This is a genomic window from Marinobacter fonticola (assembly GCF_008122265.1).
GTDB classification, from domain to species: Bacteria; Pseudomonadota; Gammaproteobacteria; order Pseudomonadales; family Oleiphilaceae; genus Marinobacter_A; species Marinobacter_A fonticola.
Map to the genome: position 1 here is coordinate 3529754 of NZ_CP043042.1, position 24695 is coordinate 3554448.

Here is a 24695-nt window from a genome sequence, read left to right on the forward strand (position 1 = left end):
ACTTCGTCCTCATCTCATTTTGTTGTTGTGGACTTTGTCCAACAGGCAGTGCGATCTGCCCTGGAAGCGAAGTAGGATCATTTTCAGCAGAACCGCGCCGGGATTAGAAACAATAAAAAACACCCCTTAGGCTAAACTTTACTTATGGCTCGGATAGCCATAAGTAAAACGGGGTCTCAGGGTCATTTTTTATTGCTGGTTCCTCGATCTTTCCTGTCCCTACCATTGGCCCAATCGAGTTTTGAGACTCGATCAAGCCATATACCAACGACAGCGCTTTCGACAGCCGGGCGTTGGAATCCAGGAGAGGAAGGAAAGACTGCGATGAACAACAAAACCCAACTTCCGTTAGCGGGTGTCAGAGTAGTGGACTTCGGACAGCAGATTGCAGGTCCGGCCGTCGCCATGGTTCTGGCGGATTTCGGCGCCACCGTAATCCATGTGGACCCACCCGAGGGCCCGCAGTGGGATCACCCGGCCAACGCAGTGCTGAATCGCAACAAGAGCTGTATTCGCCTGGACCTGAAACAGGACTTCGGTCTGGGCCAGGCTTTGGCGCTGGTCGAGCAGGCCGATATTGTGATCGAGAGTTTCCGCCCCGGAGTCATGACAAAACTGGGCATCGATTTCGGACAACTGCGCGCTGAGCGCCCAGAACTGATCACCTTGTCGATCCCCGGCTTTGCCTCTAACGACGATGTGCGCAAGGAGTGGAAGGCCACGGAGGCGGTCGTTGCTGCAACCTGTGGCGCTTTTACGGACATGGGGTTCAACCGGGTGCTCATGGGCGTAAATCCCAGCTTTTCCCCCCTACCCCTGGGCTCGTCCTACGCCGTCTCTCTGGCCGCCAGCTCGGCCGTGCTGAGCCTGCTTGAGCGGGAAAAAACCGGCCGGGGCGACCGCATCGAAGTCCCGGTGGCCGCCGCCCTGATGGAGGGCCTATCGTATAATTCGTACGTTATCGAGGGCCTGCCTGACCGATACAAGACGATGCGGGAAGAAGAAATCGAGTACCGCAAAGCCAACAGCATCGAAATGGATCTGACCTACGATCAGTTGCAGGAGTACCTGGATCCTTTCTACCGCACCTATGAATGCGCCGATGGCCGTATGTTCTATTGTGTCTGCCCGTCGCACCGAAACCACGCCACACGAGCGCTGAAGCTGCTGGGCATCTACGACGAACTGGTGGAGGAGGGACTGCCGGACGTCAAAGACTTACACATGCCGGTTGCCGAGTGGGAAGGAGAAACCTCCATTGGCGTCTACCCACTGCCGAAGAAATGGGCCGACATCATTTCCGCCAAAATGAAAAAGGTTTTCCTCACCCGCACGTCCGAAGAATGGGGGCGGCTCTTCGGCGAAGGGCAGATCCCGGGCGCACCTCATCGCACCACGCAGGAATGGGTCAACGACGAACACACCAATGCGTCCGGCCTGATTGTAGAAGTCAACGATCCGGAGTACGGCCGGATGAAGCAGGGCGGCCCCATCGCCTGGCTGGAAGACATCGCCGAAAACATGCTAACGCCGAGCCCACGCCGCAACGTGAGCTACGATAAAGCGCTCAATGAGCTGCTGACCACGGCTGTCGAAGAGAACGTGACACGCCCCACCGGGGCTGACATTCAGCCAGCAAGCGGGAGGGGTTGGCTCGACGGCATTCGCATCCTTGATCTAACCAACGTCATCGCCGGGCCCCACTCCACCGCGTTCCTCAGCCGCTTCGGCGCCGAGGTGATCAAGCTGGATCCGGTATCCCCCCTTTACGATCCGCTAATCGGTACTCTCTTTACGTTCCAGACCGGCGTCAGCAAACAAAGCGCCCTGCTCGATATCAATAACCCTGAAGGGCGGGAGGCATTTAACCGTCTGGTGCGTTCGGTCGACATTGTGGTCATCAATGCACCGGAACGACAAATGGAACCCCTGGGGCTGGACCACGACAGTCTGCAGGCCGTGAATCCCGGCGTCCTGTTCTGCAGGCTGGATTGCCTGGGCGGGCCACGCAGAGGCCCCAAAACCGACTACATCGGCTACGACGATATCATTCAGGCAAACAGTGGCATCATGAGCCGGTTTGGTGGCCCCGAAACCCCGGAAGAGCATGCTCACCTAGGAACACTGGACGTCAACTGCGGCTTCGCCGCCGGTCTGGGAATGGCCGTGGCGCTTTATCGCAAACACAAAACCGGCCAGGTATCACGCGCCAGAACATCGCTTTCAGCGGTGACTAATCTGGCACAGGCGCCGTTTGCTTTCGATTACGCCGGACGAGCACCGTTCAACGAGCCCTCCGGCCGGGAAGCCCTGGGGAACAATGAATTGTCTCACTTCTACAACACGGCCAACGGCTGGATCTTCATTGATTCAAACCGAACAGAACTGGAAAAACTGGAGCAGGTAGAGGGCTTACAGGGCATTGCACAAGCCAGCGACATTGGGGCATTCCTCGGACAGGCCCTGAACAAGGCACCCGCAGACTACTGGGCGACCAAATTGCGCGAGGCCGATGTCGCGGCCGCCGTTCCAATGGCCATTGAAGACCTTCTCAATAGCTATAGCCGTGAGGCTGATGACACACCAGGTACCGCGCTAGGTAGTTTCGCCTTCTCAACGTACCGCAATCATCCCAGCGGCCATACCATTACTCAGGTGGATCACTACTCGATTCGTCCGACCGAGTCGTCAATCCGGGCCTTCAAACCGACCGAGCGGTTTGGTCACTCAACCCGCGACGTTTTGAGCAGCGTGGGTTACAGCGCAACCGAAATTGACGCCATGATCGAACGAAGTATTGCTGGACTAGGTTGGGGAAAGGAGTTCTTGCCCAGCTAATCGACAGGTTTGATCGGTCCAAAATGGGCCGGCCTCTCCTTTTGCCTCGGACTGGCCGGGCAAAGGGGGGAGCCCGGCCCTTTTATTTGGTGAAAACGGAAAGATCGGTTTGTGCTCCCGGCACCTCTTTAAATCAATCGCTCCCTCATCAGCCTATAGCGGGAGCTCGATAATGTCCCCAACCACACCGTCTTCAGTCACCTCCAGCCGCCCCACGGTGATCGGCAGCGTAAAACGCCGCGGCCCAGCACCACCGGGATTGAAGTAAAGCACGTCGTCGACCCACTCATTACGGGGTTTGTGGGAATGGCCGGCGACCACCACGCGGTAATGGCCACGCGGATCCAGGTCGAGGGTTTTGACGTCGTGGAGCATGTAAAACGCATGGCCGAGGAATTCCAATTCCTGTACATCGGGCAGATCGGCTGCGCGGCCCGACTTGTCGATATTGCCGCGAATCGCAATCACCGGCGCCAATGCTTCCAGCGCTTCCAGAACCTCGTCCCGCCCCACATCGCCGGCGTGAAGGATCAGGTCCGAGCTTTTCAAAGCCTCCAAAGCTTCAGGACGCATTTTGCTGTGGGTGTCCGCAATGACGCCGATTTTCATGGTTCAGCCTTGTCCTGTTTCTTTCCTCGTAAAGAAAATGCGCTCAGAAAAATGAAAGCTAATCTGCTAACGGATCAATGATGCCCACCCGGCCCGTGCGCGTGGCCGTGCGCGATCTCTTCCGGTTCGGCGGCACGTACTTCGATGATTTCGACATTGAAGGTCAGGGTTCTACCGGCCATCGGATGGTTGGTATCGACATCGGCAAACTTATGGCCGACCTTGACGACGACCACATGGCGCGGACCTTGCTCGGTTTCCACCTGGGCGATCATACCCGCCTTCCAGCGCTTGGCACCGCGTAGATGTTTGATGGGTACGCGCTGCATGGCTTCGGGATTGCGCGGGCCGTAAGCTTTGTCCGGGGTGACGGTGGCGCTGAAGCTGTCGCCGGCGTCGCGACCTTCCAGGGCCTCTTCCAGGCCTTGGATAATACCGCCGTGGCCATGCAGGTAGGCGTTCGGCTCGCCGTCACGGGAGCTTTCGATGGCGTTGCCTTGTTCATCACTGACGCTGTAGTGAAACAAGACCACCTGATTCTTTTCGATTGGCATAAGGTTCTCCGCGCCAGTTAGTTCGGGGCCGCCATTATAGCCAGCTGCCGCGTTGACTCCAGGGCCGATGTGGGAGCACGACGCCAGGTGATTACCGCTACCACGAAGTGAACCGAGTTTAATGGGCCATTTGTGCACCATGTCGCAACATATTGCCCGCATGTTCGGGATCATCTGGTCTGGGCCTGTTCAACGATTAACCTGATATTACAACTTTAACTTATGGTTTGGCCCACTCGTGAGTGTAGCGGTAGCCGGCAACTGGACAGCACTCAGGCAAAGGAGGCACAGCCAATATGCATAAACCGGATTTCTTGCGTCACCTTGCACTGCTCAGCCCGCTGCTGCTAGCGGCTAACGTCGCCCAGGGCGAACTCAGACCCCTGGAAGAGAAGGAAATGCGCGACGTCACCGGCCAATCGGCTATCCAGTACACGGCCACGGACATCAGCTATCAGCTGAGCCAGCTCACTGGCGTCAAATACACCGAGACTGCCAACGGCTACGTGCGGGAGGAAACGCGCACGCCCACCGAGCAGGTCGATGCTACCGTACATCGCGTGCAAATTAACGGTAGCGGTGAGCTGCACGCCTACGCCGAGGAGTTCGTCCTGGGTGACTATAACGGCAGCAACAACTCGATCTACAAGACCGCAGACGGCCAAGGTATTCCCGAGAATGCCCTGCGCAATTTCGGTTTTGGCAACTCAGCCGACGACCCCTTCTACTTCGAAGATCCCTACATCGAAATCCAGAAGCAGCACCATGCCAACGGTCCAGACACGATCCGGGGCATCCGTATTGGCTTTGGCAAGGCTGAAGGCCATGCGCCAGTCACCATCGATTCCAGTTCCGGTTTTATTCAGACCGTGAGCCTGCTGCCCGAAGTCGGAGGCGTCATCCTGTCCCAGCTTTATGGCTCCGGCACCCGGGATACCTTCGTCACGGTCGGCAGCGGACAAATGCCAGACGGCACCGGCAACTATCCCCAGACCCCGGCGCCCGGCGGTGGCGTGCCCAACAACACAAGCGGCCCGCTTGACGCGGCTGCCGGGCCTCTTAACCCGGTCACCGGCCTGCTCGAACCCATTACCGAGCCGCTCGGCATCGGCGCGGCGCTTCAGTCGCCGGGGGGCAAAGAGCTCAACCTGGAACACGTCGTCAGCCTCGACTTCCACAACGTAAAAAACTTCTACATATCGCTGACCCAGGGCGGCGGCAACGCCTTCGTCAACGGCGACGGATCGGTCAATGGCGCCTTGTGGTCTCAGCATCTGGATGGCGTCATTCCCCAGAGTCGTGCAGATCTGCCGGGCTGGAACATGGCGATGCCGTTCAACGACCCCAACGACCGGACTGCGGGCTATGTCGAAGCACACACCAATACCGCAGCAGCCCTGTCCCAGATCCTGTTGGGGATCGGCGACAACAATCCACGGCAGCAATATCATCCCGAATTCTGAGGCCAAAACGTAGGGATTGCTGAGCTGGCAAGACCCAAGGAGAACGTGCATGGGCAGATTGACACGCGTTTTGACTGTGGCTTTGAGCTGCTGGGCCTCGGCAGGCTCCGCAATAGCCATGGAAAAACTCAGCGACGGGCAGATGGGCCAGGTCCAGGCTCAGGGTAACTTCAACTTCGTGCTCGAGAACATCGAGCTCTCCGGTACGCCTGGTCCCGGAGATGCGGAAGCTGGCAGTATCAACGTGGAAGGGGCAGACGGCTCTTCCCTGGGGCTGAAACAATTCCAATTCACCGCTGCCAATATTGGCACCACGGCTTCCCCCCTGACCACCGGCACCGCCACCGCGGATGCCTCGGTCAATTCCACTGTGCTGGGTATCGTCGTCCCCGATGGTAAAAATCTAGGTGAACGGGAATACCTGCGTATCGGGTTGCCTGAGAAAGCCGCCTGGAACAATGTTGACCTGAGCTTTCAGGCCCTCTATGGCAACCCCGATACGGCGGCTCCAGACGACCGCAATATCGCCGCGGGTGGAACGCCGTCGAGCCAGCTGGATTTCGGTCATGTCAGCCTGGACAACGTAGCGCTGACCGGTCATCTGGATATTGGTGCCATTCCCGAGGGCTACAAGATCAGAAGTCGCAAAGTTGAGGACGGCAGCGCGCTGGCTTCCTCGCGGCAGGGTCTGTTGCTCAACATCAACCTGGAGGAAGTGTCCGTCGAGCAGATGCTGTTCGAGCCGGGCCAGGGCGATGGTGTATTCAGCCCCGATCGGGATCTGGTTATCAGGAACTTTTCCCTGGAGAACCTACAGATGACGTCCGCCACGATCGAGACCTCAGCCCAGGGTTGGCGGATTGCCTACAGCGATCCGCAACCATTCACCACCAGTCTTGGGGAAACGTTGCAACCCGGCGCCTCCGGCCATCCTGACACGGCGAGTCTGGCCTACGATGCAAATTTCCCAAAAGCGAATCTGACCATGGAGACTCAGATGACCCAAGGCCAGGCCAGCATGTCGCGCATTCACGGCGTTACACTGGACCACCTTGTGTTCAACCTGGACGGGCAATAAGGAGAATACTGTGGGCGACCAAAAACTGATGGACCAAGGAATGCATCGTCACAGAGCGATCCGGCGCGGTTCACTACCGGCCCTTTGCGCCAGCCTGACGTTGGCATTCTCCACGTCGGTATTTGCGGAGCTGCGCCCCATCGCGGAAAGCGAACTGGCTAAGGTCTCCGGCCAAAGTGGCATCTCCATCGAAATCCCTCACCTGCGGGTTAACGCCCATGGTCCGGACAGCGTCGACGATCCGGACACCGCCGCCGACGAGAGCGACGGACGCCGCACTCAGGGCTTCAAACTGGCTTATGTCACCCGGGAACACGGTGGAGGCGGCGAAGCGCATTACTTCGCCAACGAGGTCTCCCTGGCAATGGACGTAACCGGCGCAATGACCGTGGACATCGAGAAAGACGGCGCCATGGTGGTGGGTCTACCCGAGCGGATTAATTTCGTCGGCGATGGCCTGAGCTTCAAAGATATTTACCTTAACGGCAGCGGCGTTCCCGAAACGGGCACCAAGCTGCTTAATGAAATTAACGTCCAGGGCAACTTCAATACGGCCGGTACAATCCGCATGTGGGGCGACTGATTTGCACGGCCTTCCCTACTCCCACCCTAAAGCATTCAGCTCCCGTCAACCCGCCGTAGCTTAGCCAGCCTGTGCGCAATCCCTGCCTGGCGTCAGATCGATTTAATTTTAAAAATACAAGCCATTGGATCAGCGCTTGCCACTACTAGACGCAGATCCAGGGTTGATCAAAAAATATACGCTCTAACACCTTTAATGGACACTTTTAATACTCGATTCGCCAGACATCACTTCATTGGCAGTGCTCTGACCCCATTCATTAATGCTCTGCAGCTCAGTCGCGCTCGGCAAACGGCAGGACGCTGGACCCGTCACCCATCGACGCCCCCATGATGACGCCCAGGGAGCCGTCCTGTTTCAACACTACGACCTGGATGTCGGTCAAGGACCCCTTGCCTGACTGGCGGGCGGCGGTGTAAACGTCGGCTTCAGTAAGCCGATGCCGACGCAATGCGCGGTGTTGTAGTTCGCCATCGTAGTAGAGCAGCACCGGAGGCGAGTCCAGTACCCGGCGCATAACATACCAACGGGCCCGTGCGGCGGCGAGCACCCACTGCAGAACTACGAGCGAAGTCAGCGCCGCCACCGCCTGGGCGAGGCTGACATCCACTGCCGTCACCGTACGGCCGAAGGTTGATCCCACGGTGACAGCGATCACGAAGTCCAGTGGCGTCATTTTCGACATGGTGCGCGGCCCCGTCGAGCGGAGCAGAATCACCAGCACGAGGTAGCCAACGACGACGATGAGCAGGGTGTGCAACACCGGCTGCCATCCGGTCCAAAAGTAGCTCAAGTCCATTAAATCAGTCTGGCATGTCGGCCTGGCCCAGTTAAATTAAATTGTTCTAACCCCGCCCCGATTAATTGCACCTGAAAATGACGCGGTCCCGGTTTGCCTCAAAGGCTATACGCTGGCGACCGGCCAGCGAAGGAGACCGTCATCAGCTACTCTCTCTATAAACGGGATTTGGCTGTTAACGATATATCCCCTGCGTCTGGCGCCTTCGCAACCCGCTTGGATCGACGAGGTGATTGTGAGCAAAAGAGAACAACGCCCTCTGTACATTCCTTACGCCGGCCCCTCGTTGTTGGAACTGCCGTTGCTGAACAAAGGCAGTGCTTTCTCGCAACGGGAGCGCGTGGAATTCAATCTGATCGGCCTGCTGCCCCATAACGTGGAAACCATCGAGGAACAGGCGGAGCGCGCTTACCGGCAATACGAGCTATGCCAGACCGACATCGACCGGCACATCACGCTGCGCGCGTTACAGGACGACAACGAAACGCTTTTTTTCTACCTGCTGGAAAACCATTTGGAAGAAATGCTTCCGATTATCTACACCCCGACCGTGGGCGAGGCGTGTGAGGCGTTCTCCAAGATCTACCGCAACCATCGCGGCCTGTTCGTGTCCTATCCCGACCGGGAGCACATGGATTACCTCTTGCGCAGCGCCACCAAGGACAACGTGAAAGTGATCGTGGTGACCGATGGCGAGCGCATTCTGGGTTTGGGCGATCAGGGCATCGGCGGCATGGGCATCCCCATCGGAAAGCTGTCGCTGTACACCGCGTGCGGCGGAATCAGTCCGGCGAACACGCTACCCATTGTCCTTGATGTAGGCACCCATAATCAGGCGCTGCTCGATGATCCGATGTACATGGGGTGGCGCCACGAGCGCATCGGCCAGGAAGAATACGACGAATTCGTGGCTGAATTCATGGCGGCTGTTAAGCGCCGCTGGCCCAAAGCCCTGGTGCAGTTCGAGGATTTTGCGCAGAACAACGCCATGCGCCTGTTGAAGCAATACCGCGACGACGCCTGCTGCTTCAACGACGACATCCAGGGCACCGCCTCGGTTTGTCTGGCCACATTGCTGGCTGCGTGCAAAGTGAAGGACGAAAAAGTCAGCGACCAGACCGTTGCCTTCCTGGGTGCCGGTTCCGCCGGCTGCGGCATTGCCGAACAGATCGTCGTGGCAATGACGGATGAGGGACTGCCGGAACGCGAAGCGCGGCAACGCATCTACATGGTCGACCGTGACGGACTGCTGACCACGGACATGACCGGCCTGCAGGATTTCCAGAAAGGACTGGCCACGGATCCAGCGCGGATCAAAGGCTGGGCTGGGCGAGAGTTGATCAATGTGGTGAAAGAGGCAAAGCCGACGGTGCTGATCGGCGTCTCCGGCCAGCGTGGTCTGTTCACTGAAAACGTGATCAAAACGATGCACGCGACCTGTACGAAACCCTTGGTGATGCCGCTGTCGAATCCCACGTCCCGAGTCGAGGCGACACCCGCCGACATCCTGGCCTGGACGAACGGCGAAGCACTGGTCGCCGCCGGCAGCCCCTTCAAGCCGGTCGAGCTGAATGGGTACACCTACCCCATCGCCCAATGCAATAACGCTTACGTTTTCCCGGGCATTGGCCTCGGGGTTGTTGCCGCCGGCGCCAACCGCGTGACCGACACCATGCTAATGGCCGCAGCCAATGCCTTGGCAAAACAGGCCCCCATCGTCCAGCAAACCGGCGAGCGCCTATTGCCAAGCCTGGCCGATATTCAGGACATCAGTCGGATGATCGCCTTCGATGTCGCCAAGCAGGCACAAGAGGACGGCGTCGCCTTGCGTTCCGACGATGAAACGATCCGCCGGGCCATTGATAAGAATTTCTGGCGGCCTCGGTACCGGCGTTACCTGCGGCGGGCGATTTGAAGGGAAAGTCAAAAGTGGTGCGGGGGCTCTGAGTCGGATTGATCAAAATTAAATCGATCTGACCCTCCTCAAAACCCTCCTCAAAACCAAGTGCCAGAGTTGATCAAGAAATGCGTTCAACTCTGACACCATTCAATTATTCTATTTTTCAGCCGGCTTTAACGTTGGCCTGCTTTGAATCTTGAGAGCCGAATTGCCCGCTTTTCCCTTTGCCCACATACTCAACAGTCCCGCCGGCCTTTAAAAAAGCAGCCGTCTGCTCCTCGATCATGGCAGTCGTTAATGTCGCTTTTTCGGGTTTCTTGCTCATCATGTTCTCCCAGTTAACCGTTGGCTTACTCATCAACTTCGAACATCCATGATATGCCAAATAGGAAAAAATTGTATGGAGCAAGAGGCGTTCGTTGAGGAATTAGCCAGTGACGCTTCAGAATGATTGGCTGTCACCTTTCACCGGCTTCAAACGGGGTGGCGGGGTCAGCGCTGGTTAATAAACATGCGCCCTGACACCTTTAACACCCCATCGTTCTTCAGAAATTTAACGTGCTGTTGTCACGTATTTCAATATTTCGACCACTTGATCCGGCGTCTGGGCCCAAGCCATGGCGGACGCATCGACTTCTTTCAAGGGATGGACAATTTCGTCACTGTGAAGCGTGATGTAAGGGGTGCCCGTTGCGGCGCAAAAACCGGCATCGAAAGCCGCATTCCACTGTTTATATTTATCGCCGAAACGAATGACCGCAAGATCGCACTGCTCCAGCAGTGTCTGGGTACGAATACCATTCACTTTCGACGACTGGTGGTCGCGCCAGAAGGGTACGTCCGGTTTGCCCAGTACGTCGCCGGCGGCATCGCTGGCATCGTGATCGGTAACGGGCGCGGTGAACTCGACCGGCAATCCGGCCTCAACCGCCCCGGCTTGAATCTGCTCACGCCAGTCGGTATGGATTTCGCCAGACAAATAAACAGTCCAGATCATGAAGGTCTCCTGATAGGTTAACGGAACGGATCGGTCTACGATCCAAATTGGTGGCGCCTATCATACGCGAGCACCCGCGGTGATTCATCGACCGGTTTGCAGCGAATCAGGACGAAGGTTGTGAGTCAGGCCGCTTGACCGCGGTACTCTAGATCACTGCAAGATCACTGCAAGATCACTGCAAGATCACTGCAAGATCACTGCGAGCTCACTGATAGGGGGGGCGGCGACAGTTAAACGAGCCCAAAATAGGCACGCTGATACCTTTTGATCAGGCACCTTTTGCTCAGACTACGTTCCCTGTAACCGTTAAATACGATCCATAACTGACAGGGTATGAAATTCATCCAACGCAAATTGATCAGTCATTCCGCTCACCATGTCTTGAATAAGACGGCAACGGCAGTAGCGCTCCCAAACTTCCTCTTCTATCCGTTCTGGGGGCCTTTGATCTCGCAACGTCAAATAGGCTTTGACGTGTTTGTTCGGCAGCCGTTTAAACAGGCGGCTCTCTATCAGAAGGCCTTTGGTTTGGTTGTCCACCAGCCGGCTAAATTCAATACTCGATAGAGCTAGTAGGGGTTTGTAGTGCTCCAGCAAACTCGAGATGATCCGATAACCCTGCAATTCTAACGTTTCTACTTCCGGGACGGAAAACACGTGCGCCATGGCTACGCGCTTGAAAGCTTCGATAACAGCATGGCAAGGAGAATTGTCTTCCAACAACGCACGATCCAAACGGCCGTGGTAAACCTCCTCAATGTTGTCGATAAACGCCTGGGCGGCGTGCTCAACCAGTGGATGGATTAGTCCGACACGAAGCCAGACGAAAAACTCATGGTCGCGGTTGATAGGCTCCTTTCCAGCCCGACTTGATGCGTACTCAATAATGCTTCGGAAAGAACGACCCTTGATATGGGACTCGTCCGAACCGCCAGGTTGAGGCTCATCAAATGCTTTTATCAACAATTCGGCCAACACAGGGTATGTCATCAGCCCCTTGTCGACACTATCCTCCAGATCTGCCAGACAATAGGAAATATCGTCTGCCGCCTCCATCACATACGCCAGAGGATGACGATGACCCGGCTCCATTCCTAAAGCCTGCTGCATGCCCTCGACAAACGCATTTTCGGAATAATAGTACCCGGGCTTCTTGCGGAGGTACGCCAGTGCCGTTCCCGCTTTCGGCTTGGCCTCAGTCGCCGGACGCGTGTATTTAAACACCGAGGCTGCCTGCACATACGTCAGATTGAGTTTCTGAAGCTGGCTAATGAGACGAATAGCTTGAGCGTTGCCTTCGAAGCTCTGCAATTCCAGCATCAGCCTATCCGTCAGCGAACCTGCGTCGACTTCCCGGAATGGCGTCAGTTCCCGAAGGTTTTCTTCAAACCAGCGGGACAACGCTGCCTCGCCAAAGTGGCCAAAGGGCGGGTTGCCGATATCGTGCATCAGGCACGCCATTTCCACCAGGGTTTCAGTAGCGCGTTCCAAGCCAGTAAGGCCGTAATCACCGGCCCGATCACCAAGCTTGCGGAAAATGGTGCGCACAATAAATCGACCGGTTTGCTGAACTTCGAGCGAATGAGTCAAACGACTACGCACCGCCGCATTCCGCTCCAAGGGAAACACCTGAGTTTTCTGCTGCAGCCTACGGACCGCCGCCGAGCCGATTATTCTCCCGCGGTCACTCTCCAACTGATCTTCCAGTTTCTGAAGCCCACACGTCTCAACCCGGAATTGGTCGATGTCGTCACCATCAGCTCGTCGGTTGTATGGGCGCTGGATGGAAAACCGAGTCGAGAAATCAATCTTTGGGTTACTACCCATGTTGCCTCCGCAGGGACAGGTGAGACGCCGGGTTGATGAAGCGGAGCGAAGCACAAAGAACAACCCGCGCCCATCATTGCGCCCTCTAATTTCGATTCAAAAACAGCTTAGCTCTATGCTAATTTTCGTCACGTTTCAAGGGAATAACTTATGGGCGATGTTTCAGGCGTCCACCCTACCGATACGGCAACCCACTCAGGACCGATTTCACCGAGGCGCCACTGGCAGCGAGCGTTTATGCTCGGTCTTAAAGTACGCGTCGAAAATGGTCGTATACGCTTTCCCACTGACCTCTCGGCCTTCCAGGAAATCATCAATTTCGTCGTAGCTAATACCCAAGGCAGACTCATCGGTTTTTTGGGGCGACAGAGATTCAAGGTCGGCCGTAGGCTGCTTCTCAATCAGTTCGGAGGGCGCATCGAGGGCTTTGCCAATGGCTCGAACCTGGCGCTTGTTGAGTCCCTCAAGGGGGATCAGGTCGCAGGCGCCGTCGCCGAACTTGGTAAAAAAGCCCATGACCGCTTCTGCGCCTTGATCGGTGCCAATAACCAGCCCGCCACGAGCCCCGGCGACAGCGAACTGGGCCACCATACGCTGCCTGGCCTTGATGTTGCCCAACACAAAGTCCCGGTGGGCTTCATCACTGAACCCAAGACCGCTTTCCTCAAGAGTGACGAGCATGGCATCGCTGGCGGGCCTGATATCAACCGTAAGCGTCTCATCCGGTGCGATGTAGTCGAGCGCCCGTTGTGCATCCGCCTCATCTTTCTGCTCGCCATAAGGCAGCCGCATTGCCACAAAGCGAGCACCCATACCTTGTTCCCGGGCCTCTTCGACTGCGAGCTGGGCAAGTTTGCCTGCAACGGTGGAATCGACTCCGCCGCTTATACCCAGTACCAGCGTATGCTGACCCGAGTTGTTCATATACTCGCAGAGGAATTTGATGCGTCGCCCGATCTCCTCATTCGGATCAATGTTCGGGCTCACATTTAACTGGCTAATAATGTGCTTCTGAATGTCGGTATTGGAACGACTTTCCATCGATGATCCTCCTTGCTATCAGCGCTTTCTCTCGTGCTCCCCACTGGCTTTCTCGCGGTAAACCGGTATTTGCTCCAGCACATAATGGGCAGCCGCCAACCTCACTTCATTACGGTCGCCGTCGAACCGCCGGGTTTCCGCATACTGATATGTGCGATCACCGAGGCGGAACGCCCACGCGAAACAGACGGTTCCGATCGGTATGTCATCGTCGCCACCCCCGGGGCCGGCAATGCCAGTGTTGGCGATAGCGACATCGGCGTTGTTGTTATTCAGCGCACCAATCGACATTTCCAGGGCGACGGCTTCGCTAGTCAACCCATGCTTATCGATGGTCTCGAAGCTGACATTGAGATAACGGTTCTTGGCTTCGGGCGAATAGACCCCGAGACCGCAATCTATTGACTTCCCTACGCCGGGAATGCGGGATAGTTCAGAAATAGCCAAACCTGCAGTGCAGGATTCCGCAGTGGCCAATTTGAGCTCGTTCTCTATCAGATAATTCGCAATGTTCTCTAACATCGCCAAGGCACGTCCTCCTTGTTATCGACACCGAACGTCATGATAACGCCCACTATTGATTTGGTCGTCAGCATAAAGCAACTTACGGCCCGGCGGTCCGGGGTCAGATCGATTTAATTTTGTTCAGCCGACGTCATGACCTCACTGGGCGCCCCCAACCGACCTGCCCCCTTACGCCCAAGTACACTTCAACCTGTCCCTTAAATCGGCCACTGTTCAGTATCCAACTCGCCGAAACACTCGCAGCGATATCGCTTCGCGTCTTCTTAGGCAAGTGGTACCGAAAGAGGTCTCGATAAACAAACCTGCGCTCGGGCTTATCCTTTGCCAACGTCTCAAATAGCGGGTGTGGGGATATCAGGTTGTCCGGCTCAGACAACGCCTTGAAGCGATAACTGCTCCATGGATAGTCCTCTGGCCGCTCCACCATACAAGCCGAAACCGGTTTGGGTTCGATATAGCGATAGCAGCTCAGCAGATAGTTCTCGGCGCCGACAAGACCTCCCCTACGTCGGCCTTCCCAGAGCGTTCCCGACCGACGACAGGTCTTGTTGATGTACTGAATGTATTGACGACCCACATGCTGCATCAACCGCGAGATGCTATCGGTCTCATCCGGCGTGATCAGGAGGTGAACGTGGTTGGTCATCAGGCAATACGTATGGAGCTTGGCGCCGTAGCGCTTCAAGCCCTCACCTAACACCTGGCGATAATAGCGAAAGCCCTCTTCTGCGAAGAAGCAGGCATCCCGGTTGTGTCCGCGCTGGACAACGTGAACGGGGATGCTCGGCAGATACATCCGTGTTTTGCGTGGTATGAGTCAATTCCATTTGTGTGGCTGAGCCAGTCCGTTGGCTCGTGTCGTGTGGATTCCAGCTGATTCGGGAGGCTACGCCGAGTTGATCAAACTTAAATCGATCTGACCCCTCGTTTGGCGGTTTTGGCCCCCTCGTTCTGGACCCAGGCGCCCATCCTACCGATACTGCAACCCACCCAGGGCCGATTTCACCGAGGCGCCACTGGCAGCGAGCGTTTATGCTCGGTCTTAAAGTACGCGTCGAAAATGGTCGTATACGCTTTCCCACTGACCTCTCGGCCTTCCAGGAAATCATCAATTTCGTCGTAGCTAATACCCAAGGCAGACTCATCGGTTTTTTGGGGCGACAGAGATTCAAGGTCGGCCGTAGGCTGCTTCTCAATCAGTTCGGAGGGCGCATCGAGGGCTTTGCCAATGGCTCGAACCTGGCGCTTGTTGAGTCCCTCAAGGGGGATCAGGTCGCAGGCGCCGTCGCCGAACTTGGTAAAAAAGCCCATGACCGCTTCTGCGCCTTGATCGGTGCCAATAACCAGCCCGCCACGAGCCCCGGCGACAGCGAACTGGGCCACCATACGCTGCCTGGCCTTGATGTTGCCCAACACAAAGTCCCGGTGGGCTTCATCACTGAACCCAAGACCGCTTTCCTCAAGAGTGACGAGCATGGCATCGCTGGCGGGCCTGATATCAACCGTAAGCGTCTCATCCGGTGCGATGTAGTCGAGCGCCCGTTGTGCATCCGCCTCATCTTTCTGCTCGCCATAAGGCAGCCGCATTGCCACAAAGCGAGCACCCATACCTTGTTCCCGGGCCTCTTCGACTGCGAGCTGGGCAAGTTTGCCTGCAACGGTGGAATCGACTCCGCCGCTTATACCCAGTACCAGCGTATGCTGACCCGAGTTGTTCATATACTCGCAGAGGAATTTGATGCGTCGCCCGATCTCCTCATTCGGATCAATGTTCGGGCTCACATTTAACTGGCTAATAATGTGCTTCTGAATGTCGGTATTGGAACGACTTTCCATCGATGATCCTCCTTGCTATCAGCGCTTTCTCTCGTGCTCCCCACTGGCTTTCTCGCGGTAAACCGGTATTTGCTCCAGCACATAATGGGCAGCCGCCAACCTCACTTCATTACGGTCGCCGTCGAACCGCCGGGTTTCCGCATACTGATATGTGCGATCACCGAGGCGGAACGCCCACGCGAAACAGACGGTTCCGATCGGTATGTCATCGTCGCCACCCCCGGGGCCGGCAATGCCAGTGTTGGCGATAGCGACATCGGCGTTGTTGTTATTCAGCGCACCAATCGACATTTCCAGGGCGACGGCTTCGCTAGTCAACCCATGCTTATCGATGGTCTCGAAGCTGACATTGAGATAACGGTTCTTGGCTTCGGGCGAATAGACCCCGAGACCGCAATCTATTGACTTCCCTACGCCGGGAATGCGGGATAGTTCAGAAATAGCCAAACCTGCAGTGCAGGATTCCGCAGTGGCCAATTTGAGCTCGTTCTCTATCAGATAATTCGCAATGTTCTCTAACATCGCCAAGGCACGTCCTCCTTGTTATCGACACCGAACGTCATGATAACGCCCACTATTGATTTGGTCGTCAGCATAAAGCAACTTACGGCCCGGCGGTCCGGGGTCAGATCGATTGAATTATCGACGTCGCCTGGGGCCAGGGGTCTTTGGTCCTGACAGCAGAACATGGCTGGTCGAAGCACACCCACCTGCCGTTACCCGAAAGCCTCCCGATATGCCTTCGGGGTCATTCCCGCGACCTGCCGGAAGCTCCGGCGCATGCTCGTATCATCGGAAAAACCCAGCTCATGGCTAACTACGCTGACAGGCTTGGTTGTGCTGATCAGCTCATCGCTGACGTGATTGAGTTTAATCCTGCGCATCAGTTGACCACAGCTGTAGGGGGAGTCCCGTTGAACACGGCGATTGAGGGATCGCACAGACATACTCAGGGCAGCGGCCAGATCGGAGGCATTTAGCCGGGAGGCGGGCGTGTTCTCGACGTGATAAAAGACGGTCCGCATCCAGTTGCTCTGGTTGATCAGGTCGCGCAGCGCCTGAAAAGGCGTATGCCACTCGGTTGGCCGGGGTAAAACCATGTGCCGCCGAATATCCTCGACGACGGCGTCGCCACACAGCTCCCGGATAATCGCCAACCCGCTGCCGTCCGATACGAATCAGTATTTACAGGGCATCACCCATTGCCTGATCACCCACTGTCAGAAAGGCCATTTTGACCATCTGGATAGGGCCGCTGTGAAATGGCTGCGTTCCCAGGACATTCCCATTTTTTGCATGCAGGCCGACGCGGCCTATCTACAACGCAAAAGCCTGAAGATCAATGCCTTGAAGGAAGGTGAAGAGCAGGCCTTTCTGAATGGCCGCATCACGCCGATACCCTGCATCCACGGACGAGGGCTCGTCGGCAGAATGATGGCCCACGGGCACGGCTTCTTTATTGCGCTGCCCGACGAGCCCAGCCTCTACATCGCTGGCGGCAACGCTGGCATCGTGATCAGGGACAGGTGCGGTGACCTCGACCGGTAGCCCGGCCAACCGCACCGGCCTGAATCTGCTCACGGCTGGCTAATAGATGCCCCCATCTATACGACGCCCTGCTCCCGGGCAAGCGCCATTGCCGCCTTCGGTCCCGTCCAGAGCGAAGGCAGGATGATCAACGACACGGGAATAGCCGTCAGCACGATGAACTGCTGCAACACGCCAATCTGCCCCGCCCCCATATAAAGCAGAATGGCCGCCATCAATGCCATCGCGCCCCCCCAAAACACCCTGATCCATGGGTTCGGTTCGTCATGCCCTGCCCCCACCATGGCGATTGAGTAGCTCATGGAGTCGCCGGTCGTGGCGACGAAGATGGTGGTCAGCAGAAGTATCGCAGCGGCCATCCAGGTTCCGCCGGGGAGGGCTTGCGCCACCGTCAGGGTCGCGACATCGAACTGGAAGTTGTTCAAGGCGTCGGTCAGGTCGAACGCCCCGTTCAACTGATAGTAGATTCCGGAACCCCCCAATAGGGTAAACCACACGGTAGTCGCGACAGGCGCAAGCACGGCAACGGCCAGGATCATCTCTCGTACCGTTCGCCCACGGGAGATCCGCGAGACAAAGACCGCCATCAACGGCGTATACCCGATAAACCAGGCAAAGAAGAATACCGTCCACCATTTCATCCACCAGGCAGGTGCGGTTTCCGCGGTCATCGTCGCCATGGCAAAGAACGAGCTGATGTACTCTCCCATCGACTGAGTGTAGGTATTGATCAAAAACAGGGTGGGCCCGAACAGAATAATCACTGCAGCGATGACCAGTGCGAGGATGACATTGAATCGGCTCAGCAACTGAATGCCCTTGTGGAGCCCAGTCATAGCGGACGTCATGTAGATACCGGCAAGCACTATCAGCACCGTCAACTGGGTCGCATACCCGTCGGCGATACCGAACAGTTCGTGCAACCCGAAGCTCATCTGTGTCGCAAGAAAGCCTATGGGACCGACCGTTCCCGCCACCACGGCAATAACGCAAAAAGCGTCCACCAGACCGCCGAACCGGCCCTGGATCGCCTTCTCGCCGAACACTGGATAGAGCAGCGTGCGCGGCTGTAGCGGCTTACCCTGATGATAATGCGCCCGTGACAGGACCAGTGCTGTCAGCGACCCCAATACGGCCCAGGCCAGGAAACCCCAGTGAGTAAATGACTGCGCCATGGCCGGCGCGACGGCCTCGCCGGTTCCCGCTTCAGAATCGAATGCTGGCGGCGTCACCACGAAATGATAGACCGGCTCACCCGCAGCGAAGAATACCCCACCGCCGGCGAGCAGCGTGCACATGATCATCGATAACCAACGAAAACGCCCAATCTCAGGCCGGTCGAGGCCACCCAACCGCGCACGGCCCCCACGGCTGACCGCCGTGCCGATAGCAATAAAGAAAGTCAGCAACAAGAGTATTTGAAAGAAGGAGCCGAGGTACTTCGCTGTCCAGGCAAACCCACTGCCAATCAAAGCAGCGACGCCCTCACTGTCTACGATGGAGGCACCTACGAACAGAAGAATAAACCCCATCGTCAGCCATAACACGATGGGATCGCTATCCCTTAAAAGCCGCGCCGGCCGCGCTCTTTGTTCATGCTCGCTCGCGAAATCGGTTTTAACAGTCATGGTGCTCCAGCCTTAAAGAAAGGCGGCGCACCGTACAGCAGGCAGCGGACAATTGCACCCGCAAAAGCGGACTGAGCCGTGGGCAATTACCGAAACGGGGTCCGGCCTGGGGTCACCCGATATATCAAAAAAAGGGCTGTTTTCCGGCCTTCTTGTCGAACGTTGCCGTCTCTTCCGCACCCGCCGCTTTACCCAGCCACGCGATCAGGCAATCCGGGAAATCCGCGTTACTTTCTCGGAAGTCGGCCACGGCACGCCGGGCCAGCTCACGGTCAGCCACCACCCATTGCTGTGCGTCCAGCAGGTCGGCGATCTGCTCGGCAATCCCTACCCTCGGCACCTTATAAGCCCGCTGCAGCGCCCAGGACAACTCGCAAAGCACAACACTGGACACGTAACACGGGTCATCAACGGTGCAGTGTGTCTGTATGAAGTCAGCCGCGATTTCGTGCTGTTCCGGATCGCCCTCGGCGTCGACCAGAAACCGCACCAGAACGTTTGTATCGAGTCCCTTCACTCCCAGCCGCCCCAACCTTGGCGGCCTTCATCCATTTCTTCGACCAGGTGTCAGACATAGCTATGCGTAAAATGTGCCGCCTTACCTAAAAGTAAGCCAATGCATCTTACCGCAGGTAAGACCACTCCCATGCTTGCATCACCATATCCCGCCTCTCTCGGCCAACAGCCTGCAGGTAAATTTCAGTGGTCTTGATATCGGTATGACCGAGCAGATCGCATAGCACCGTGAGTGGTACCGGCTTCGCCCAAATGAAATCGTTCTGGTCCTCACCGTTCGCCCCGGCATTCGCGATCTACCTGAGAGCTCAGGCAGCCTCCAGAAACCGCGCTTTTTCCGTCGCCAGTGTCGACCTAACGGAGCGGACAAATTCGGCTTCTTTTTCGTGTGCAACGAAAAAAAAGTTGTTCAGGTATTTGCTGAACTCTCTCGCTTCAAAGGCTTCTGGGTTCTGGTCGCGGTTGTGGAAAAGTGCGACCCGCTTCAGCCCATACTCACCGATACTCACAAAATAGCCGGCGTAACCAAGTGACTCTATTTTCCTGAAGATGTCCTCGATAGGGTATTTATGATGCCGGGCCTCTATCTCGACCAACAATAATGGGTGATATTCTGTGATGGTCCTGATTGCGCCCTCGATCACCTGAAGTTCGTGTCCCTCAACGTCAATCTTGATCAGCCCCACAGGCCCGTCCAGCTCTCTGTCAACAACCTCATCCAACGGCTTGAGGCTGATTTCAACCTCCTTGGCTCCCGTCTGGCCCGTCTCCTGATGGTCGTTCAGGGTCGCCCGCGTGTCGTAAAGAGTGCCTTTGATGATGGGCACCCGTATTTTTTGCCGCCCAGTCATATTGGAAAGCGCCAAGTCGAAAACCCGGCTTTTCGGGAAGCGATCCCTCAAGGCTTTATTGAGGCTCGGGAGGGGCTCAAACAGATAGACGTGTTCCGCACCGAAAACATCCTCAAGGGCAGCACTGTAAAAGCCCACGTTTGCGCCGACGTCCAACATGGATGAGTTTCTAAAATCGAGAGCGCGAAGAAGTTTTGCCTCAATCTCAAAGGGGCAGTTTGCGGAAAGCGTCGTGTCAGTTATCTGTTTACGAAGATGTTTCTTTTCCCGGGACGATTTGAATGGTCGGTAGTACCGGTAATACATCTTTTTCAGAAGGGTTCTGAGCGCGGACATGGGAAGACACTCCGTGTTCTCCGGTGGGAAATATTGTGCTGCGCAACGATCACACAGACAGCCTGGATCTGCAATCCAGCCAGATGCTTCACCAGGCTCTCAGATGATAAAGCGGACCTGATCCAGTTGCAGCCCCGGACTAGACGGCGGGAAAAACAAAGTTTCTCACTGTTTTTGTTAGTTTTTTGGGAAGTTAAGGCAACCTGACCCCGTCAAATTGACCGCATCCGTTTCCCTGCATTCCCCCGTAAGTTGCTCTGAAGCATAGTTCATTAAATGAACATATGCAGCTCCGAATCACTTTATCGGGTTGAACCACCCTCGACTTTTCCGGAGGCTCCATATCTTGAGAGAAGGAGTGATGACAAACAGATCACTGGACGCGGTCAGATCGATTTAGTTCTGATGGCCGCGCTGGACCACGTGAACGGGAATGCCCGGCAGATACACGGTGTCTTGCGTGGCATGGAGCAATTCCATTTGTATGGCGGAGGCAGGCCGTTGGGTGGTTTGGGTTCTAGCTGATCACGGGTACCTACGCTGAGTTGATCAACATTAAATCAATCTGACCCTCACCATTTTCAAGCAACTCCGTCAACGCCCAACTGCTAGACGCAGAGCCAAAATTGATTTCGAGTTGGTCAAAATTAAATCGTTCAAATTAAATCGATCTGTCCTCTATCATTCCTCTCATCGTTGCTTAGCCTGCTACGCTTATCGAACGGAAACAATCCCCATACCTCGTCAGAGCGCAGGGCTGGGCGACGCGTCCGTTCAATAAGAAACAATGGCAAGGAGAGTCATTCATGAAAACTGTATGCAAGTCCCTAGCAACGCTGCTCGTCGTCTCGTCCCTGGTCATCAACACTTCCGGCGCGCTGGCCGAAGAGGATTGGCGGACGTCCAAATGGGGTGAAGAAGACACCATCGGTGCTGCCAATTACCTTTCCCCCGACAAGGTGTTAAAGGCCTCAAAGCTCATCAAGGAGGGCAAGACTTATTCACTGGGGGTAGAGCTGAACCGTGATTTCCCGGCTTACGGTAGCCGCTTCTTCGATATTACCGTTATGGAGCCCCGTGCCGGCGGTCAGGCTGTCGGCCCCACAAAGCTCACCAGCACCGACGATGTATTGCATACGTGGTTGGGGATCGGCAGCCAGATTGATGGCTTCGGCCATATTGGCGTCGACCACACCCATTACAATGGACATAAGGCGCAGGACATCATCGCTGTCGATGGACTCAAGAAACTCGGGGTCGAAGGCATTCCCCCCATCGTCACACGGGGCATCCTTCTGGACATGACCGCTTACTTCGAACAAGAAATGCTAGAGGAAGGTCAGGCTTTCAACAGTAAAGAGATCAAGGCGGCGGCCAAGGCGCAGGGAATTTCAATCACCGAAGGCGATGTGGTGCTTTTCCACACTGGTTGGCTCAGCCTAGTAGGTGAAGACAACGAGCGGTTTGGCAAGGCCCAGCCCGGACTGGGCGTCGATGGGGCGAGGTATCTTGCTGATCAAGGCGTCGTCGCCGTAGGCGCTGACACCTGGGGGCTGGAAGTCATTCCTTTCGAGGAGGGAAGCGGCGTTTTCGAGGTGCATCAAACGCTGCTTGCAAAAAATGGTGTCTACATACTTGAGAACATGAACACAGCAGAGCTTGCGGAAGATCGCGTGCACGAGTTCATGTTTGTACTGGGCCAGCCCAAAGTGAAAGGTGCTGTACAAATGATCATTAACCCCATCGCCATTCGTTAACGCTTGCTTCCCGCAGCCACCTGCGCAGTTCTAATAGGGCCTGCGCAGTCGAACCTCCCGCGGGGTCAGATCATTTAATTTTCTGCTGAAACGAGGGATTACGCCAAGTTGATCAAAATTAAATCGATCTGACCCCCATCATTGGACCCCCATCATTGACCACCCGCCTTTCAATCGATTGGAGATTATTCATGCCTGTCGCCCTGTACGCCCATCGTTTGTCCCAGCCCAGCCGCGCCGTGGAGATCCTGCTACGCGAGCTTGACCTGCCCTATGAATGGCATGAAGTAGATTTTGCAAACGGGGAGACCCGCGCATCCTGGTTCACACAACGCATCAATGCCTTGCAAACCATCCCGGCGATCGTCGTTCCGGCGGCAGAACGCGACAGCGGGAAAACGGATTTCACGCTCTGCGAAAGCCATGCGATTCTGCGCTACCTATGCCGGCATGCGCAGAGCGAGAGCGAGAGCGAAGCTACAGTCTGGTATCCGGGCGCAGTCGACGCCGAGCGCGCAGCGGTGATCGATCTCTGGATGGCCTGGCATCACAATCACGTGCGGCGTTACGACATGTTTCACGCCATAATGAACCTGCACCTAACCCTGCCAATGCTGAAATACGAGCTGCAAAGCGACGCGCTCGTGCCGCTGCAGAACGCTCTGCACTTGAGTCTGGCAACGCTCGAGTCGCAGTTGACCACGCAGAACGACAGCGATGCGAACACGCCCACGCTCTGTGGCGGCGCGCAGCCGACGCTCGCCGATCTCACCATCGCCTGCGAACTCTATCAGGCTGTGGCCGTGGGCTATCGCTTCGACCGTTATCCGCGCGTGGCCCACTGGCTGGACACCATGGCCGCGCGGCCACATTTCCGGCAAGTCTCGACCGAGGTCGACGAGCAGGGCCGCACGATTCGCGAGTCCAGTGGGGACTATCTTGATTTCGACGCATTTGCCTAATCGCGATCCCGACCGGGGGCCCCGACTAGGGTCAGATCGATTTAATTTTGATCAACCACCATTGGCAGGCCGCCCCCCGACGAATCTGACCCGCCTTAGGCCCGAGAGCCGCTTCAACTTGTTCTTTAAATCGATCGCTGCCCAGTATCGGAACCAGGAACCAATAGGGTCAGAGTCCTTGGTTCATCGGCTTTGGGTCCAATAGGTCTGATTCAAAGGTAGACCCTATTGATCCCCCGGCCTCCCTCCGTGGGATTCTAGCTGAACAGAGGGGCTACGCCGAGTTGGTCAAAATTAAATCAATCTACCCCTCATCATTCTCATAATTGGGCTGCTATGCTCAAGAAGATTATTGCGATCTGGCCGTCGTCGTTTGTTTTTTTGGCCAGTCATCTTAACAAAGAGGGAACGAAGTTATGAGCGGCGCAGCAGCAAAAGCCCCTATGCCAGAACCCAAGGAAAAAACCGAGTTCATCGAAATTGGAGAGTTCAGCTTTTTGTATCAAATACGTGGGGAGTTCGATTATTCAAATGATAGCCTAAACGAATTACACAATCTCTATATAAAACCACATTTTACAAGGGTTTCTGAAAAGCTGTATAAGCAGTTTGGTGATAGGTTCGAGTTTACTATAGTCAGCATTGATCAGGGTTCTCTATCAATAAAAGGCGTGCTAAAAGTTGCGGCAAAATTTTCAGGAAATACTTTAGCTGCGGGTACACTTTTGTTGCTGATGGGTAATGCAGCAAATATAGAGGATGTTGATGCTAGATACAAAGAGGCAACGCAAAAAATTGAGACTATATTAAAATATGAATCGCAATATATTAAACTATGCCCTGACCCACTAAATAAAGAAGGAATTGCTATGTGGCATCCCAATACCAAAAAATACAAGATGCTTAAGTTCGATTACTGCCCCAACGACAGCCGTGATGTCGTTAAAAAAGTAGAGAAAACAATTAATAACTATCACGCGATAATTAAAAAGGTATAGTTAATAATATAAAGCGGAGAAGCTATAAACTTGGAAGGAGCGCGCT

At 55.8% G+C, this 24695-nt stretch carries 24 protein-coding genes; 9 read left to right on the plus strand and 15 right to left on the minus strand.

All coding sequences use genetic code 11. The features are described from left to right. The first annotated feature begins 324 nt into the window (after positions 1-324). The gene (locus FXO11_RS15740) at positions 325-2838 is read left to right on the plus strand and encodes a CoA transferase (RefSeq protein ID WP_148863876.1); all 2514 of its coding nucleotides are present in this window, start codon (positions 325-327) and stop codon (positions 2836-2838) included. A gap of 153 nt (positions 2839-2991) precedes the next feature. Here the strand turns inward: FXO11_RS15740 and FXO11_RS15745 are convergent, their stop codons facing one another. After that, the gene (locus FXO11_RS15745; protein WP_148863877.1) at positions 2992-3447 is read right to left on the minus strand and encodes a metallophosphoesterase family protein; all 456 of its coding nucleotides are present in this window, start codon (positions 3445-3447) and stop codon (positions 2992-2994) included. A gap of 74 nt (positions 3448-3521) precedes the next feature. Continuing rightward, positions 3522-4001, minus strand: a complete 480-nt coding sequence (locus FXO11_RS15750) for an FKBP-type peptidyl-prolyl cis-trans isomerase (RefSeq protein ID WP_148863879.1) — start codon at positions 3999-4001, stop codon at positions 3522-3524. Positions 4002-4297: 296 nt separating this feature from the next. Between FXO11_RS15750 and FXO11_RS15755 the strand changes: the two genes are divergently transcribed. The 3 genes from FXO11_RS15755 to FXO11_RS15765 are packed head-to-tail and all read left to right on the plus strand — an operon-like array spanning position 4298 to position 7125. Further along, the gene (locus FXO11_RS15755) at positions 4298-5464 is read left to right on the plus strand and encodes a hypothetical protein (RefSeq protein ID WP_148863881.1); all 1167 of its coding nucleotides are present in this window, start codon (positions 4298-4300) and stop codon (positions 5462-5464) included. A 49-nt stretch (positions 5465-5513) separates the two neighbouring features. After that, positions 5514-6542 (plus strand): hypothetical protein, encoded by a 1029-nt coding sequence (locus tag FXO11_RS15760; RefSeq protein WP_148863883.1) that lies wholly within the window; start codon positions 5514-5516, stop codon positions 6540-6542. A 10-nt stretch (positions 6543-6552) separates the two neighbouring features. Further along, positions 6553-7125, plus strand: coding sequence for a DUF6160 family protein (locus tag FXO11_RS15765; RefSeq protein ID WP_148863885.1), 573 nt, complete (start codon positions 6553-6555; stop codon positions 7123-7125). Between the two features lie 274 nt (positions 7126-7399). On the opposite strand, the gene FXO11_RS15770 is transcribed toward FXO11_RS15765, so the two are convergent. Then, complete coding sequence (locus FXO11_RS15770) at positions 7400-7918, minus strand: DUF421 domain-containing protein (protein ID WP_202980236.1); 519 nt, start codon at positions 7916-7918, stop codon at positions 7400-7402. 235 nt (positions 7919-8153) lie between these two features. Between FXO11_RS15770 and FXO11_RS15775 the strand changes: the two genes are divergently transcribed. After that, a complete protein-coding gene (locus tag FXO11_RS15775; protein ID WP_202980237.1) occupies positions 8154-9839 on the plus strand; it encodes an NAD-dependent malic enzyme in 1686 nt (561 codons plus the stop codon). Positions 9840-9987: 148 nt separating this feature from the next. On the opposite strand, the gene FXO11_RS15780 is transcribed toward FXO11_RS15775, so the two are convergent. The 9 genes from FXO11_RS15780 to FXO11_RS15820 all read right to left on the minus strand — a co-directional run bounded on the left by FXO11_RS15780 (position 9988) and on the right by FXO11_RS15820 (position 17153). Then, a complete protein-coding gene (locus tag FXO11_RS15780; RefSeq protein ID WP_148863890.1) occupies positions 9988-10182 on the minus strand; it encodes a hypothetical protein in 195 nt (64 codons plus the stop codon). A 195-nt stretch (positions 10183-10377) separates the two neighbouring features. Further along, positions 10378-10821, minus strand: coding sequence for a YtoQ family protein (locus FXO11_RS15785; RefSeq protein WP_148863892.1), 444 nt, complete (start codon positions 10819-10821; stop codon positions 10378-10380). A gap of 309 nt (positions 10822-11130) precedes the next feature. Continuing rightward, the gene (gene dgt, locus FXO11_RS15790; protein ID WP_148863893.1) at positions 11131-12651 is read right to left on the minus strand and encodes a dGTPase; all 1521 of its coding nucleotides are present in this window, start codon (positions 12649-12651) and stop codon (positions 11131-11133) included. A gap of 207 nt (positions 12652-12858) precedes the next feature. After that, positions 12859-13692 (minus strand): ammonia-dependent NAD(+) synthetase, encoded by an 834-nt coding sequence (gene nadE / locus FXO11_RS15795; protein WP_148863895.1) that lies wholly within the window; start codon positions 13690-13692, stop codon positions 12859-12861. 18 nt (positions 13693-13710) lie between these two features. Further along, a complete protein-coding gene (locus tag FXO11_RS15800) occupies positions 13711-14214 on the minus strand; it encodes a CinA family protein (protein ID WP_227545931.1) in 504 nt (167 codons plus the stop codon). 133 nt (positions 14215-14347) lie between these two features. Continuing rightward, positions 14348-15013: a transposase gene (locus FXO11_RS15805; RefSeq protein ID WP_227545932.1), complete on the minus strand. Its 666-nt coding sequence runs from the start codon at positions 15011-15013 to the stop codon at positions 14348-14350. Positions 15014-15219: 206 nt separating this feature from the next. Then, complete coding sequence (gene nadE / locus FXO11_RS15810) at positions 15220-16053, minus strand: ammonia-dependent NAD(+) synthetase (protein WP_148863895.1); 834 nt, start codon at positions 16051-16053, stop codon at positions 15220-15222. An 18-nt stretch (positions 16054-16071) separates the two neighbouring features. Further along, positions 16072-16575 (minus strand): CinA family protein, encoded by a 504-nt coding sequence (locus FXO11_RS15815; RefSeq protein ID WP_227545931.1) that lies wholly within the window; start codon positions 16573-16575, stop codon positions 16072-16074. A 194-nt stretch (positions 16576-16769) separates the two neighbouring features. Further along, positions 16770-17153: a helix-turn-helix transcriptional regulator gene (locus FXO11_RS15820; protein ID WP_148863900.1), complete on the minus strand. Its 384-nt coding sequence runs from the start codon at positions 17151-17153 to the stop codon at positions 16770-16772. On the opposite strand from FXO11_RS15820, the gene FXO11_RS15825 reads away from it, so the two are divergent. Beyond that, positions 17152-17601 (plus strand): MBL fold metallo-hydrolase, encoded by a 450-nt coding sequence (locus tag FXO11_RS15825; protein WP_148863901.1) that lies wholly within the window; start codon positions 17152-17154, stop codon positions 17599-17601. The two genes, FXO11_RS15820 and FXO11_RS15825, sit on opposite strands and share 2 nt — an antisense overlap. A gap of 56 nt (positions 17602-17657) precedes the next feature. Here the strand turns inward: FXO11_RS15825 and FXO11_RS15830 are convergent, their stop codons facing one another. The 3 genes from FXO11_RS15830 to FXO11_RS15840 all read right to left on the minus strand — a co-directional run bounded on the left by FXO11_RS15830 (position 17658) and on the right by FXO11_RS15840 (position 20932). Next, positions 17658-19133 carry a BCCT family transporter gene (locus FXO11_RS15830; protein WP_264766233.1) on the minus strand — a complete coding sequence of 492 codons (1476 nt, stop codon included), beginning with the start codon at positions 19131-19133 and terminating at the stop codon, positions 17658-17660. 220 nt (positions 19134-19353) lie between these two features. Next, entirely contained in the window at positions 19354-19746 is a 393-nt protein-coding gene (locus FXO11_RS15835) for a PIN domain-containing protein (RefSeq protein WP_168203186.1), read from the minus strand. 307 nt (positions 19747-20053) lie between these two features. Further along, entirely contained in the window at positions 20054-20932 is an 879-nt protein-coding gene (locus FXO11_RS15840; protein ID WP_148863904.1) for an FkbM family methyltransferase, read from the minus strand. A gap of 806 nt (positions 20933-21738) precedes the next feature. Between FXO11_RS15840 and FXO11_RS15850 the strand changes: the two genes are divergently transcribed. From FXO11_RS15850 to FXO11_RS15860, 3 genes are all read left to right on the plus strand, one after another. Beyond that, complete coding sequence (locus FXO11_RS15850; RefSeq protein ID WP_148863908.1) at positions 21739-22689, plus strand: cyclase family protein; 951 nt, start codon at positions 21739-21741, stop codon at positions 22687-22689. A gap of 191 nt (positions 22690-22880) precedes the next feature. Further along, positions 22881-23651, plus strand: a complete 771-nt coding sequence (locus FXO11_RS15855; RefSeq protein ID WP_148863910.1) for a glutathione S-transferase family protein — start codon at positions 22881-22883, stop codon at positions 23649-23651. Between the two features lie 416 nt (positions 23652-24067). Further along, the gene (locus FXO11_RS15860) at positions 24068-24649 is read left to right on the plus strand and encodes a hypothetical protein (protein WP_148863912.1); all 582 of its coding nucleotides are present in this window, start codon (positions 24068-24070) and stop codon (positions 24647-24649) included. The last annotated feature ends 46 nt before the right edge of the window (positions 24650-24695 follow it).